Origin of the sequence: Streptomyces sp. NPDC050535 (assembly GCF_044457665.1) — a bacterium.
In the GTDB taxonomy this organism is placed as follows: Bacteria; Actinomycetota; Actinomycetes; order Streptomycetales; family Streptomycetaceae; genus Streptomyces.
Window position 1 is genome coordinate 35,276 of the sequence record NZ_JBITHE010000018.1, and the last position, 12,865, is coordinate 48,140.

At 70.4% G+C, this 12,865-nt stretch carries 13 protein-coding genes; 3 read left to right on the forward strand and 10 right to left on the reverse strand.

Going from position 1 to position 12,865, the window contains the following annotated elements; genetic code table 11:
- Positions 1-88: 88 nt before the first annotated feature.
- Complete coding sequence (gene lysA / locus ACIBLC_RS31330) at positions 89-1,438, reverse strand: diaminopimelate decarboxylase (protein ID WP_399214705.1); 1,350 nt, start codon at positions 1,436-1,438, stop codon at positions 89-91.
- A 9-nt stretch (positions 1,439-1,447) separates the two neighbouring features.
- Positions 1,448-1,858, reverse strand: coding sequence for an SAV_915 family protein (locus tag ACIBLC_RS31335; RefSeq protein ID WP_399214706.1), 411 nt, complete (start codon positions 1,856-1,858; stop codon positions 1,448-1,450).
- Positions 1,859-2,471: 613 nt separating this feature from the next.
- On the opposite strand from ACIBLC_RS31335, the gene ACIBLC_RS31340 reads away from it, so the two are divergent.
- Positions 2,472-3,026, forward strand: a complete 555-nt coding sequence (locus tag ACIBLC_RS31340; protein ID WP_399214707.1) for an HPP family protein — start codon at positions 2,472-2,474, stop codon at positions 3,024-3,026.
- Between the two features lie 205 nt (positions 3,027-3,231).
- A complete protein-coding gene (locus ACIBLC_RS31345; protein ID WP_399214708.1) occupies positions 3,232-3,510 on the forward strand; it encodes a hypothetical protein in 279 nt (92 codons plus the stop codon).
- Positions 3,511-3,553: 43 nt separating this feature from the next.
- On the opposite strand, the gene ACIBLC_RS31350 is transcribed toward ACIBLC_RS31345, so the two are convergent.
- Both ACIBLC_RS31350 and ACIBLC_RS31355 read right to left on the reverse strand, forming a co-directional pair.
- On the reverse strand, positions 3,554-3,682 hold the full coding sequence (locus ACIBLC_RS31350; RefSeq protein WP_399214709.1) for a DUF397 domain-containing protein: 129 nt from the start codon (positions 3,680-3,682) through the stop codon (positions 3,554-3,556).
- Positions 3,645-4,559, reverse strand: coding sequence for a Scr1 family TA system antitoxin-like transcriptional regulator (locus ACIBLC_RS31355; protein WP_399214827.1), 915 nt, complete (start codon positions 4,557-4,559; stop codon positions 3,645-3,647). Before ACIBLC_RS31355 ends, ACIBLC_RS31350 begins: the two co-directional genes overlap by 38 nt.
- A gap of 170 nt (positions 4,560-4,729) precedes the next feature.
- Between ACIBLC_RS31355 and ACIBLC_RS31360 the strand changes: the two genes are divergently transcribed.
- Positions 4,730-5,206, forward strand: a complete 477-nt coding sequence (locus tag ACIBLC_RS31360; RefSeq protein ID WP_399214710.1) for an ATP-binding protein — start codon at positions 4,730-4,732, stop codon at positions 5,204-5,206.
- Between the two features lie 15 nt (positions 5,207-5,221).
- Here the strand turns inward: ACIBLC_RS31360 and ACIBLC_RS31365 are convergent, their stop codons facing one another.
- The 6 genes from ACIBLC_RS31365 to ACIBLC_RS31390 form a co-directional block, all read right to left on the reverse strand.
- Positions 5,222-5,668 carry an NUDIX domain-containing protein gene (locus tag ACIBLC_RS31365; RefSeq protein WP_399214828.1) on the reverse strand — a complete coding sequence of 149 codons (447 nt, stop codon included), beginning with the start codon at positions 5,666-5,668 and terminating at the stop codon, positions 5,222-5,224.
- Positions 5,669-5,800: 132 nt separating this feature from the next.
- A complete protein-coding gene (locus ACIBLC_RS31370; RefSeq protein ID WP_399214711.1) occupies positions 5,801-9,739 on the reverse strand; it encodes a tetratricopeptide repeat protein in 3,939 nt (1,312 codons plus the stop codon).
- Positions 9,740-9,800: 61 nt separating this feature from the next.
- The gene (locus ACIBLC_RS31375; RefSeq protein ID WP_399214712.1) at positions 9,801-10,142 is read right to left on the reverse strand and encodes a trypco2 family protein; all 342 of its coding nucleotides are present in this window, start codon (positions 10,140-10,142) and stop codon (positions 9,801-9,803) included.
- 82 nt (positions 10,143-10,224) lie between these two features.
- Positions 10,225-11,211, reverse strand: coding sequence for a hypothetical protein (locus tag ACIBLC_RS31380; RefSeq protein WP_399214713.1), 987 nt, complete (start codon positions 11,209-11,211; stop codon positions 10,225-10,227).
- A gap of 273 nt (positions 11,212-11,484) precedes the next feature.
- Entirely contained in the window at positions 11,485-12,504 is a 1,020-nt protein-coding gene (locus ACIBLC_RS31385) for a YdcF family protein (RefSeq protein WP_399214714.1), read from the reverse strand.
- 60 nt (positions 12,505-12,564) lie between these two features.
- Complete coding sequence (locus ACIBLC_RS31390; protein WP_399214715.1) at positions 12,565-12,720, reverse strand: DUF6131 family protein; 156 nt, start codon at positions 12,718-12,720, stop codon at positions 12,565-12,567.
- Positions 12,721-12,865: the final 145 nt, after the last annotated feature.

Sequence of the window (12,865 nt, forward strand, 5' to 3'; positions counted from 1 at the left end):
AGAGGCCGGGCGAGCAGAAAGCCCCCCCGTCGACCGGCCCTCCGCCGGGGGAGCTCGGCGAAGGACCGGTGCAGTTGCGGGAGTTGGCCTACAGGCCGACGTCCCGGCGGCTCATGTCGTCCAGTGACTCGCGGCGTATCAGGACGCGGGCGATGCCTTCGGACGCGGCGACGACCGGGGGCCGGCCGACGAGGTTGTAGCCGGAGGCCATGGACAGGTGGTAGGCGCCGGCCGCCGGGACGGCGAGGAGATCGCCGGGGTGTACGTCACCCGGGAGCGCCACCTCGTCCGCGAGGATGTCGCCCGCCTCGCAGTGCCGGCCCACGACGGTGACCAGGCGCGGCGCGGCGGCGGACGGGCGGCCGATGAGCCGGGGCGCGTACCGGACGCCGTACAGCGCGGGCCGCGGGTTGTCGCTCATCCCGCCGTCGACGGCGACGAAGACGTGGTCCCCGGTGCGCTTGACCGACAGGACCCGGTAGACGGCGACTCCGGCGGGACCGACGATCGCCCGGCCCGGCTCCAAGGTGAGCCGGGGGAGGGGCAGTCGGGCCCGCGCGCAGCCGTCCGCCAGCTCGGCGCGGACCCGGCCGGCCAGGGCGTCCACGTCGAGGCTGTCCTCGCCGGGCCGGTAGGCGATGGCGTGCCCGCCGCCGATGTCGAGCTGCGGCAGGGTGATGCCGTGCTGGTCCCGGATCCGGGCCATCAGCCCGGTCATGCGGCGCACGGCGGCGACGTACGGCTTGACCGCGGTGACCTGCGAGCCGATGTGGCAGTGCAGGCCGACCAGTTCGAGGTGCGGCTGGTCGAGTATCCGGGCCACCGCGTGCTGCGCCGAGCCGTCCGTGATCGACAGACCGAACTTCTGGTCCTCGGTGCCGGTACGGATCTTGCTGTGGCCGCCGGCCGCGATGCCGGGCACCACCCGCACCATGACCTTCTGCCGGGTGCCGTCGGGCGTGATCGCGGCCAGCCGGGCGATCTCCGAGGTGCTGTCCACGACGATGCGCCCGACGCCGAGGCGCAGCGCGGTGCGCAGGTCCTCGGGGCTCTTGGCGTTGCCGTGCATCACGATCTTCTCCGGCGGGAACCCGGTGGTGACGGCGAGCGCCAGCTCCCCGGCCGAACACACGTCCAGGCCGAGGCCCTCCTCCCGCACCCAGTGCGCCATCGCACGGCACAGGAACGCCTTCGCCGCGTAGACGATGTCGGCCTCGGGGAACACCGTGCGGTACGTACGGCAGCGCTCCCGGACCTCCTGCTCGTCCAGCACGTACACGGGGGTGCCGAAGCGGTCGGCCGCCTCGGTGAGGGAGACGCCGCCGACGGAGACGTCCCCGTCGGGCTCACGGCGGGCGGAGCGGGGCCAGACGGACAGGTCGTCGTCGGTGTCGCTCGTGGCGGCGCCGGGACCTTCCTGGAGAACAGTTACGGACATGACGTCTCCTCAGCCGATCAGCAGGTTCAGATACGCGATGACGGCGGCGGCGCCGGTCACGCGCAGGGCCCCGACGTGCTGGGGGTGCCAGTCGCGCCAGGTGTGCTCTCGTTCCGGCACCGGGGTCGCGGAGGGCGCCGGGGCGGAGAACGGCGGGTCGACGGTGAGGGCGGTGACGCCCAGGGGCGCGGCGAGCGAGCGCAGCGCGCGTTCGGAGAGCCTGACGCAGGCCTGTTCCGTGCCGAGGGTGGCGGTGAGCTTCGCCGCCGAGGTGAATCCGACGGCCGTACGGCCGCCCAGGGGAGTGCGGAAGAACCGGGCCGTACAGCCCGCGGGCCCCGACCGGACAGGTACGAAGAGAAGTCCGGCCGGGGTGGGTTCAGAAGGCTCGGGGTCCTCGGAACGGTCCACTGGAGACATCGTGCAGCTCCTTGACGAAGACGACGTGCGCCGCGCTGCCGATGCGGATGCCGGTGTTCTGCTCCACCGGCCCGGCGCTTCGTCGAAAGCTATGCCCGGGTGAGGGGGTACGGGGGGTCCCGCTGACGCATGCTTGACGGCCGGGGCGGCTGCCGTAACGCGATGCTTACGGGGAGGCCGCCGAGTGAGGTCCGACCGGGCGCACGCCTGGCGTCACCGTCCCGGAGACCGGACACTGGTGCGGCCATGTGCGACATGCCACACGCCACGGGGGAGGCGGCATGACGGAGCCGGGGGCTGCGGGGCTGACAGCCCGCCTGAGCAGCCCAGTCGGTGGCCAGGTGACCTGGCACGAGCGGTTTCGATAGAGGCTTTCGATCGAGCGATAACGAGGCGATCTTGGACGGGTGTCGGTCGGCAAGGTCACGATGCCGGGGATGATCCCCGTTTTCACGGACGACGAGCCGCCGTGGCCGGAGGCGGGGACTGCTGCGAGGAGTTCCCGTGCTGATTTCGTGCGCTCCGCAGGTGTGTGCCCCGCAGGTGTGCGCCCCGCCTGAGCTGGGCTGTCCTGCGGCTGCAGTCCGCACCTTCCGACAGGAATCCCGCCTTCATGGCGTTTGACGCGCGGGAGGAACCGGCTGCAGCGGACGTCCCAGAGCGCCCGGCGAAGCGGCCTGCGAACCGCTGGTGGAAACCCGACGAGCCGCGACTTCCCCGGCGCACAGTCGCGTCGGCGGCCATCACCACATCGGTCGGGCTGACCGTGCTGGTGGCCGTGGGGGCGCTCACACAACAGACGGCGCTGGTACCGCCGCTCGCGGCCACGATGGCGATCGTCACCGCGACCCCTCACTCGCCTCTCGCTCAGCCCCGCCATGTCATCGGCGGCCACATGCTGGCCTGCCTCGTCTGCTTCGCGGTGCTCGCCCTCGGCTGGCACGGTCCTTGGGCCGCCGCCGTGGCCTGCGGCATCGCCTGCGGACTCGTGCTGGCGCTCAAAGCGGCCCACCCGCCGGCCATGGCGACCGCCGTCATGATCATGCTTGCCCACCCGCCGGCCACTCACTTCGTGCCCCTGCTTGCCGCCGGTGCGGTGCTGCTCGTCGTGGTGCAGATGATCTCCTCCCGCTTGCAGCAGGAGGTCTATCCCGCGTCTTGGTGGTGAGCCGCCGCCCACTGCCGACTCCGTCGAGGGGCGCTGGGCGCCAGTGCGCCGACAAACCGTCCAACACCCGCTGCCCGGCACTGCGACGGCACTGATACAAGTGGCAGAAGGGCTGGCAGTCACTCGTCAGGTTGAAGCCTCACGGTTTCGCCGCACAGCGCCCACCTCCGTGCCACGCTGGCTCTCCGTTCCAGGGGGAGAGGGCATGCATCAGCAGCCACACCGCTACGTCGAGAGGCGCGGCGCCAACCACGGCCTGCACGTGTTTCTGACGATCATCAGCTGCGGCCTGTGGGCAGTCACGGGATGGCCGATCGCCGCAGCCATGGGCCGCAAGACCGTCACGACGGGCTACGCGCCACCGCAACAGCAGGTCCCACCGCAGCAGCCGTACGGTTATCCGCCCCAACAGGGCTACCCGCCGACGCAGTACGGGCAGCAGCCCACTCAGTACGGGCCCCCGCCCGGCGAGACGCCACCGTAGGGCCGACAGCCGGGACGCCGTCCGGAGCCGGTCCCTGATCGGCTCAGGTGCGGTGACGGGTTTTCAACTCGCCTATGAATACGGCCCAGGGTCCCGCCGCGAAGGCGAGCGACGGACCGTCCGGGGCCTTGCTGTCACGGACGGGGACGATGCCGGGGATTCCGGTTGCCACCTCGACGCAGTTGCCGCCCTCCTGATTGCTGTGACTGCTCTTGCGCCAGGCGGCGCCGTTCAGTTCGGGACGGGGTGTTCGCGTCACGGTGATTGCCCTCCATTACTGATCGGATCATGTCGAGTGACATGAGCGGGGGCAGGGCTGCCGCCCGGAGCCGATCGTAAAACAGCCGAAAGCGCTCGACCTCTGCCGGTTCTTCCACGAGCTGGCCGTAGTGGGCGCCTTCCGTGTAGGCGACCTCGCTGCCGTCCGGCAGCTCCAGGATGGTCAGCGAGCCGCCCATCACGTCGTGCTCACCCTGTTCGAACGGCAACACCTGCACCGTGATGTGACGGTCGGAGGCGGCATCCAGCACACGCGCCAACTGGGCTCGCATGACCGCCCATCCGCCGACCGGTCGCCGTAGCACCGCCTCGTCCAGTACGACCCACAGCGCGGGTCGGTCGGACGAGGTCAGCCGCTCCTGTCGACCGAGTCGCGCCGACACCCGCTCCTCCAGGTGGTCCTCGCCCTGGAGGGACAGCCCGACGCTGAGCACGGCCCGTGCGTAATCCTCCGTCTGCAAGAGGCCAGGCACGAGGTGCGCCCCGTACTCGCGAATGAAGACGGCCCTCTCCGAGTGCGCCATGAACGCCCGCGACCAGTCGGGGAACGCCTCCCGGTAGACGTACGGCCATAGGTCCACCAAAAGCCCGTCTCCGCCCAGGACTTCGTCAAGAACGCGGGCCAGTTCCAGGGTCGGCTTCGCCCCCGAGCACCGCTCGATCTGGGTGATCCGGGAGGCGACCACGTGCGTCTTCGCGCCCAGCTCCGCCTGGGTCAGCCCCGCCGCCGTACGGAGTCTGCGCACGCGCGAACCGAAGAGGGCCGCCATGGACGATTCCGGGTCAATTTCCTTGGCCAAGGCGCTACTTCCATTCCTTACGGTCCGCACGGTAAGGCTCGGTCCCCTTTTGAGCGTAGGCCCGTTTGACGACCCTTGTGTACGTAACGTCACGGCTCGCACACGCTGCGGGTCGCGCTCGCGGCTAGGAAAGGGATGCGATGGACGGCACTGCGTCGAAGGAACCCGCGTCGAAGGAACCCGCGGCGACCGAACGCCCCCTGTTCACCATGCAGTTCACCTCGTCACCTCGGGGTGCCCGTCTCGCCCGGCATCTGACGGTGTGCCGCATGGCCGAGTGGGGCTATCCGCCGACGTCGGACACGTCCGCGACGGTCTCACTCCTGGTCGCCGAACTGGCCGCCAACGCCGTACAGCACGGCCGGTTGCCCGGACGGGACTTCCACCTCCGGCTCACCCTCGACGTACGCACTCGGCTGATCCGTATCGAGGTCGGGGACGCGTCCACGCGGCAGCCCCGGTTCGGTTCGGAGACCGTCGCCGGGCCGGAGGACGAGTCCGGGCGGGGCCTGCTCCTGGTGGCGGTGCTCGCCGCACGGTGGGGGACGGCACCCCGCACGCCCATCGGGAAGACGGTGTGGGCGGAGGTCGTGGCGGACCCGCCGGAAGCCAGGTGAGGCCGCCCGGCGCGGCTACGCCCAGCCGTGCAGCGAGACTTCGGGTGTGCCGGAAGCGAGGTATCGGCGGAGGGCGGCGGCGCTGGATTTCACGAAGGGATCGGGGAGGGCGCCGATGTCGGTCCAGCGCACCTGGGCGTGCTTGAGCGGTTCGCGGTTCTCGGGTTCGCCACTCCACTCATGGGCGGCGAAGACGACGGTGAGGAAACCGTTGGGTGCTTCGGCTCCCCACGCTCCGTGGATGACGTGCACGACCTTCAGCGACTCCGCCTTCACCGTCAGCCCCGTCTCCTCGTGCAACTCCCGCACGGCGGTCCCGGTGATCGACTCCCCGGGTTCGCTCTTGCCGACGGGGAGATCCCACATACCCCGGCCGAACTTGGCCCTCTCACCACGCTGGAGAAGCACCACACGGCCGCCGGCCAGATCATGGACGATGACGGCGGCGACCAGCACGGTCATGGATCCGAGGGCGGGCTTGAGAGCTTGCTGCTGCTTGCCGGGCTTTGGCTGAGCCACCCTGGTCCTTTCGCCGACGGAGGCGGGCCGTCGTGTGGAGTATGCGCAACAAGGCGGCGTGGACGGGTTCGAATGCTACGAGGCGCTGTGCCGCCTTCGGCCCAGGCGCCGCAGGAGACCGCTCCGGCGCTGCTGTGGCAGAGCGGCAGCGAACCCGTGGGCCGGGGACTCCGGTGAGTCGATGATCTCCAGCCGCTCCGCACAGTCGTCCAGATGTTCTCGGTACTTGCCTGGTTGCTCCGTGTTCAACTGCCGGAAGACTTCGGCCGCCGAGCGGGCAAGGGCGCGCGCTTCCGCCGGCTCTCCGGTCGCAACGAGCAGGCCAGAGAGGTTGTAGCGAGAGGTCGCGACGTGCTCGCGGTAGGTCTGGGGTCCCATCAGGGCCAGTTCCTCGACCAGGCCCAGCGTCTCCTGTAAGGCTTCCTTCGCCTCGCCGAACCGCCCCAACTCGGCGAGGACGATCGCCTGGGCCTCGACCTCCCGCGCCAGTTCGAGGATGCTCTGCTCGGTGGCGGACAGGTCGACGAGGGAGCGGCGGACCGCGACCGCTTCGTCGCGTGCCGCCAGGGCCGAACCCGGCCAGCCGTACTGCGCACAGGCACGCGCGGTCTCCCGTAGATCGTCCGCGAGCGTCGCGAGATGTCGCTCCGGGTCTCTTGTGGCGAGCAGCCGACGACAGGCATGCAGCATTCTGCGCGCCCCATACGTGGCCACACGGCGGTCCATGATGGAGAGGATGTGAGCCCGGTTGTTCCACGCCTGTGCCAGATCCACCAGATGCGCGTCCGGCCGGGACCTGGCCAGCTTGCGATAAAGGGCGATCGTCCGCCTCGACGCCCGCAGTGCGGCGCGCAGCTCGCCGCACTCCGTCAGCGCATTGGCGAGGGTCGTGTAGGCCGCCGCGAGCTTGGCCTGGTAGGCGGCGGGTTTCCGCTTCGCGAGCCGGGTGTGCAGAGCGAGATTCTCGCGCGCCGTGGCGAGCGCACGTGCCGGCTGCTCAAGGTCGATCAGGCAGTACGTGAGGTTGTTGAGCGAACTCGCCAGCGCCGCACCGTACCGATCGGGGTCAGCGGCGTACAGCTCACGCCGGATGCCGGTGGAGCGCTCGAGGGCTTTGCCCGCCTCGACGGCGTCTCCGTTGTCGACCAGCGACGAACCGTAGTTGTTGAGCGTTGCGGCCAGGTCCGGCAGATACGCGGCGGGCAGCTCCTGTGCCAGGGCCTCGAACTTCTGGAGCACGGCCCGTGAAACCTCCAGCGACTCGGCGTCGCGGCCGAGGTTGCGCAGTCTGTTGGCATGGCTCGCAAGCCCCCTGGCCGTGGTGGGGCCGGTCGCGTCCGGATACTTCTCGCCGAGCCGCTGATGAACCGTCGCCGTGAGCTCGGTGGTCGCCAGCGCCTCCCGCTCCCTGCCCAGCCGGGCCTGGACGATGGCGAGGTTGCCCCGCACCATGGCCAGATTAATTTGCGAGTTGTCGTCATCCTCGCGTTCCAGGGCGGTCCTGGTGTCCACCGCTGATTCGAGTGCCTTCAGGGCCTTCTCGTACTCCCCGAGCTCGTAGAGCGTCATCCCGGCCAGGTTCATCACGCTGCTGGCGAGCCGCAGGTCGTCTCTGCCGTCGGTGCCCGGCAATCCGGCACACGCGACCCGGGCCTCGTCGCAGGCTTTGAGCGACTCCTCGAACCTGCCCAGTAGATACAACGCCTGGCCGCGCATCGCGAGGGCCGAAGCCAGTCCCACTCGCGCTGAGAGTGCCTCCGTGTGCTGCCGGTACAGCTCCTGCGCACTCACGATCGGGTTCAGCCCGGCTTCGACGGTTCCGGTGGCGAGAAGCCAGCCACCTTCGAGCAGTAGGGCCGACGCGAGCTGGTTCCAGGCCGCCCCTGCCTCATGCAGAATCCGCGCAAGCCGGGACGCGGTGCGCAGCCCCCAGGACGCCAGCACGGTGCTGCTGCCCGCTCCGAGGCTCTCCAGGAGCGCAAGCAACTCCAGCGGGTCGGTGGTGTCCGCCTCGGTCAGCCGCTCCAAGGCACCGACGAGTGGGCCGGGCGACTCGGTCAGCGTCGCCGCCGACAGCATGGACTGGCCGACCCCTCCCGGTGAGCGGCGCAGGGCCTCGTCGAGAGCGCGCGCGACAGCGGCGTCGTGGTGGGGATGCGCACCCGCGCGTGACACGGTGATCAGCGCCCTGACCGACTCTTCGCTGTACGCGAGCGACGGCAGGGTCCCCGCGAGCAGACCGGGGGCGCGCAGGGTGCGTTCCCCTAGGTGGTACTCGCCGAGCCGGTCCGGCTGGAGTGCCCCCCAACACGCCCCGCCGGGCGCGGGGTAGAGCGTGTGCAGCCAGCCCGCTCCCTCGGCGAGCAGTGCCTGACCGGCGTCGTGGAAGCCGGGTGAGGTCTTCAGGATGGCCGGGCCCATGATGTCGGGGGCGCCCGCGGTGAGCACGGCGACCGCCGTCGCGTGGGCGTGGGCCACCGGTCCGGTCGCCGCGAGCGCCGGCCGCAGTACGGCGGTGTCCTCCCAGTAGGCACGCTCGTGCAGCAGCAGTTGCTCCTCCACCGCGAGCCCTGGTTCGGACGGCCTGGTGGCCGGGTGGGTGGCCAGCAGATCGGTGAGCGCCGTCATGTGGAGGGTCAGGCCCGAGCCGTAGGCAGGGTCCGACAGGTCGCGGTCGGGTACCAGCGCCAGCTGCCCGGGCCAGTCGATGTCCAGCTCCCGCAGCGCCCGGGGGAGTGCCTGCGCCAACTGCCGGGCCAGATCGCCGAGGGCGTCACGGTAGCGGGCCGGGCGCTCCGCTAATCGGGTCAGCGGTTCCAGCTCGTGGTGGATCGCGTCGTAGGTGAGTGCCCGCGTCTCCCGGGTCCGTGCTCGCAGTTGGTCCCACCAGCCTGCGGTGGCCTCGCCGAGGCTCCGCGCGGTCAGCAGCACCCGTACCGGAGGGCTTTCGTCCGGGCGCCGGTCCAGTACGGACGCGATCCGCTCCAGCTGGGTGAGTCTGCGCTCGGCGTAGTCCACGACGATCAGCATCGGCCGGTCCACCTCGGCCAGCACCTCGTATCCCTGCCGCGGGTCCTTCTCGTCGAGCCAGCCGCAGACCCAGCCGTGCTGGTCGGCGAGACGGTGCGAAAGCTCCCTGGCGAAGCGTGACTTGCCGGCGCCGCCCGGCCCGGTGAACACCGCGAGGCGCACCCCGCCGTCCTGGCACCAGTCGTCCTGAAAGGCCCGCAGGAGCTCCTCTCTGCCGTGGAAGCGGACGGCTTCGGCCCGGTGATCGAGGAGCGTGGCCGGAGACCGGACCTGCCAGGGGGTACGCGGCGCCACGAGATCCTGGATGTCCACCGGTTCGAGGGCGGGCGTACGGCCCGTGTGTTCCGTCACGACCTGCCGGAATCGGGCGTCGGCGAGAAGCACGTACGCGGGCAGCGCTTCCCAGCGGGGTGGCTGCCAGCCGGTGACGTCCGCGACCACCACCCCGGTGAGCAGGGAGGCCGACCAGTCGGACCCGCCGCAGAACAACGCGGCCCCGGACTGTCCGCTCCACGGCGACGGCGCGCGCGTCGACGGCGGGGCGCTGGTCAGCTCCACCGTGTAGCGGTGCGACAGTGCCCCGGTGCCGGGTGACAGCGTGCCCCGCGGCTGCTGCACGTCCAGTGCGCCGTCCGCGCGGTGCCCGGCGACCGGGTACCCGGCCACCAGGCAGGGGTGATGCCGGGCGGTGACCACACGGCCCCAGCGAACCGGGGCCACCCGATCACCGACGTCCTCCTCGGCGAGCAGTAGCGCCGCGTCGACCTCGACCGACCCCACGCGTCCGCCCTGCCAGACGACAGAGCAGGCCACGAAGGCGCCGCCGGGTGCCTGCACCCCGAACGACCCGGACTCGGGAACGCCGTCCAGCACATGACGTGCGGTCAGGATGAGCCGTCGGGCGAGGAGATACCCCGTCCCGTTGCCGCGAGGGGACCCCTCGGCATCACGCAGCAGTACGGCGACGGCACGGCGCAGTTCCATAGTGTCCCCCTACTGCCCTTATCGCTGCCGCCTCTGGTGCCCCATGCTCTATAAGGGGAGGTCAGCGGTCCAGGCCGGGGACCGGCGCGGGTAGCCCCGGACTGGACGTGGCGTCGTTCCCGGTGTTTCCGATGGTGATCCGCCGCCCGCCGCCGTCCTGTGGCTTGAGCACGAACGACACGCGGTGGGTGGCGCCGGACGATCGGCTGCCCCCCGTCTCGGCCGACACGACCCAGGCGGCGATCGCTCCCTTTCTGGCGCTGTCCCGGCGCATTTCCACGGCGAACTCGAGCTCAATGTCTCCGAGTTCGAACTGAAGCTCCGAGCCGACCGCCCGGTCCCGCGCGGATATCAGCTCGGCCCGCAGATGATCGACCGCGTCCCCGATCGAAATCTCTTCCATGGCCGGACGCTACCCAGAGAGCCCTGTGGACCGAACCCGTCAGGCCCAGTTGGAACGGTAGTCCTATTACGTGCGTGAGCGGTCAGTGCCACGTCGCCTCTTGGATCGCACTCATCGCAGCCCGAGCGAGCGCAGGACGTGGGCCTCCGCCACGGCGATGAAGGGGACTGACGGCTGCCCTGTCCGTGTCGGTGCGGCCCGATGCACGAGTGGCGCGTGGCGTGGGCGTGTTCCGGCAGTCGCGGCACGACGTGGGCGCCGGGGCCCGGAAGGCGCGTTCGCAGCCCTCGCAGGTCTGCCAAGGGTGCGGGGCGGCTGCGGTGGGCGGAGCGGGTGGTGCGGGGAGGGGGACTTCGCTCAGGCGGTACGCGAGGACGCGTGCCGGGCGGGAGCGGAAGGTCTCGGGGAGCCCTGTGGTGAGCAGTCCGGCGATCTCCTCGGGGCCCAGGCCCCGCGCGAGCCACTCGGTGACGGCCGGGGCCAGCTCGGCGACCTCGCGGCGGGACAGGATCAGCCTGCGGTCGAGGATCCGGAGGGAGGAGAGGACGACGACGGCCTGAGGGTCGACGGTGTCGAGCCCCAGCGGGGAAGGGGGCGACGGGTGTGCGGGGTCCGGCGCGGACTCTGTCGTGGGCGGCGTGCTGGGCCGGGGTGTGTTCCTCGCCGCGAACTTCCTTGCCCGCAGGGGCCGTTCGGGCGGCGGAGTGGACTCGCCCTGCCCGCGCGGTACGTCGTGGAAGTACGTCCGGGTACGGATCTGGCCGTCCGGGCCGCGCTCTCGCCGCCGCTCCAGGTAACCGGCGGCCTCCAACTCCCGTAGCGCACGCGAGATCAGGATCTCGCCCTCGTCGAAGTGGGCGCAGAGCGCGGCGATGCTGACGATCGAGCCGTCGGGCAGCGAGAGGATGTACGCCGCGACGCCGACGGTGACCGCGCTGCCGCGCCGCTGCGCAAGGGCGTTGGCGATCACGGTGAAGTTGGCGGTGAGGCGGGTGCGGACGTGGATCACACCGGAGGTCGGAGCTCCGGTGTCGGCGCGCGAGGGCGCGTTAGACTGCGGATCAGCCATCGGGAAGCGTCTTCTTCCTGAGCGGTCAGGCCCTCGTTCAGGATTGCCGTCCTGGCGGGGGCCGTCGTTTGTGTGGAGTTGTCGCCGGGAACGTAACCTCCCGCAACGACTCTCCGCAACCGGGTCACTCCTGAGGGTGAACGGGTGGGTGGGGGAGGGTAGTTGGTTCTTTCCTCATTCGGTCCTTGGGGGAGGGCCGTGGCCCACCGGGTCGTCGCGTACGAGGGTTCGGCGGGACGAAAGCGCAGCCGGGGGCCGGTGCCCGGCCGACTGCTAGCCGGACATGTTGTTCCGGGTCCACCAGGCGAGTACCCCGCCCAGGACGAACAGCAGGCACATCGCCGTATTGGTCCGTCGATACGTGACGAGGATCGCCGCGAACTCGCGGAGCGTGGCGTTGGGCCAGAAATACGCGGCTGTGGGTGACCCCACCACCTGGCCTCTGATCCGGGTCCGCCGTGCGGTGAGGGCGGCGCGGAAGGCGTGGTAGTTGTTCGTGACGATGACGCACCGGTAGTCCGGGTTCGCCTTTTCCATGATCGCCTTGCTGTACCGCAGGTTCTCCTCCGTCGTCGTCGAGCGGTCCTCCCGCTCGATCAGGCCGGCGGGGAACCCCTGGGCCGTCAGGTAGTCGGCCATGGCGTGCGACTCCGGCACATCCTCGTCCGGTCCCTGGCCGCCCGAGGTGATGAGTACGGGGGCACTCCCGCGCTTGGCGAGCCGCGCGTGGACCGCTTGGGCCCGCTTGAGGCGGCTGGCCAGGAGGGGCGGCACGGTGGAGCCGTCCACGAGGCCCGAGCCGAGCACGACCACGTAGTCGGCCTTGCGGCGCACCCGGAGCCGTCCGTAGAGGAAGGCGTAGATGACAAAGCTCAGGAAGAGGAAGGAGACGTAGACAGCGATGCCGCCGACCGCCGCTCCCACCCCGATCAGCACGGGTGTCCTCACCGCGGCGGCGGTGATCAGCAGTGCGATGACGATCAGGATGGAGAGGGCGGCCACCAGCGACAGAAGGTTGGAGGGGCTCCTGCCCTCCTTGCGCGCCATCCGCAGGCCGTTCAGGAACAGGAAGCACGTCAGCACGAGGACGGCCAGTGATCCCAGAACCACGAGCGACCAGGCGATGACCAGGCCGGATGTCGAGTCGGACCGGGCCAGTTGGAACATCCAGGCCGCCAGCGCGCAGAGCGCGGCGAGCCCGAGAATCACGGCGTTGCCGAACCTTCTGCGCTCGCGCAGCGCGCGCACGCAGAAAAAAACGAGGAGGAGCGCCGCCGGGGTGTAAGCCAACATCCGCAGCAGCGCACCATCCTCAGAGTTCACATCGCGGGGTAACCGCGCGGAGCGCGGTTCCTAGAAGTAGTGCTTCCGGCCACCGACCGCGCGACCGGTCGAGCCGAGGATCCACAGGACCGCGCCTACGACGACGAGCACGCCGCCGACGGTCGTCAGGAGGCCGACACCGAGCAGCAGGCCGAGTATGAGCAGGATGACGCCCAGGGCAATCATGTCGGTTCCAATCTTTACGTCTGCTGGATTCTTGCTTGTGCAGCCTCCGTGTGCCCCGCTCTCAGTCGTATATGCACGCGTCTTCCGACACGGTTTTACGCGCGTCTTCCGGCACGGGTGCGCGCCGGGCTTCCGGCACGGGTGT

Excerpts from the sequence above, each read along its gene's own strand:
- ACIBLC_RS31385 (WP_399214714.1), bottom strand. The coding sequence starts at position 12,504 with ATGTTGGCTTACACCCCGGCGGCGCTCCTCCTCGTTTTTTTCTGCGTG.
- ACIBLC_RS31370 (WP_399214711.1), bottom strand. The coding sequence starts at position 9,739 with ATGGAACTGCGCCGTGCCGTCGCCGTACTGCTGCGTGATGCCGAGGGG.
- ACIBLC_RS31340 (WP_399214707.1), top strand. The coding sequence starts at position 2,472 with ATGGCGTTTGACGCGCGGGAGGAACCGGCTGCAGCGGACGTCCCAGAG.
- ACIBLC_RS31375 (WP_399214712.1), bottom strand. The coding sequence starts at position 10,142 with ATGGAAGAGATTTCGATCGGGGACGCGGTCGATCATCTGCGGGCCGAG.
- ACIBLC_RS31380 (WP_399214713.1), bottom strand. The coding sequence starts at position 11,211 with ATGGCTGATCCGCAGTCTAACGCGCCCTCGCGCGCCGACACCGGAGCT.
- lysA (WP_399214705.1), bottom strand. The coding sequence starts at position 1,438 with ATGTCCGTAACTGTTCTCCAGGAAGGTCCCGGCGCCGCCACGAGCGAC.
- ACIBLC_RS31365 (WP_399214828.1), bottom strand. The coding sequence starts at position 5,668 with ATGACCGTGCTGGTCGCCGCCGTCATCGTCCATGATCTGGCCGGCGGC.
- ACIBLC_RS31355 (WP_399214827.1), bottom strand. The coding sequence starts at position 4,559 with ATGGCGGCCCTCTTCGGTTCGCGCGTGCGCAGACTCCGTACGGCGGCG.
- ACIBLC_RS31345 (WP_399214708.1), top strand. The coding sequence starts at position 3,232 with ATGCATCAGCAGCCACACCGCTACGTCGAGAGGCGCGGCGCCAACCAC.
- ACIBLC_RS31360 (WP_399214710.1), top strand. The coding sequence starts at position 4,730 with ATGGACGGCACTGCGTCGAAGGAACCCGCGTCGAAGGAACCCGCGGCG.
- ACIBLC_RS31335 (WP_399214706.1), bottom strand. The coding sequence starts at position 1,858 with ATGTCTCCAGTGGACCGTTCCGAGGACCCCGAGCCTTCTGAACCCACC.
- ACIBLC_RS31390 (WP_399214715.1), bottom strand. The coding sequence starts at position 12,720 with ATGATTGCCCTGGGCGTCATCCTGCTCATACTCGGCCTGCTGCTCGGT.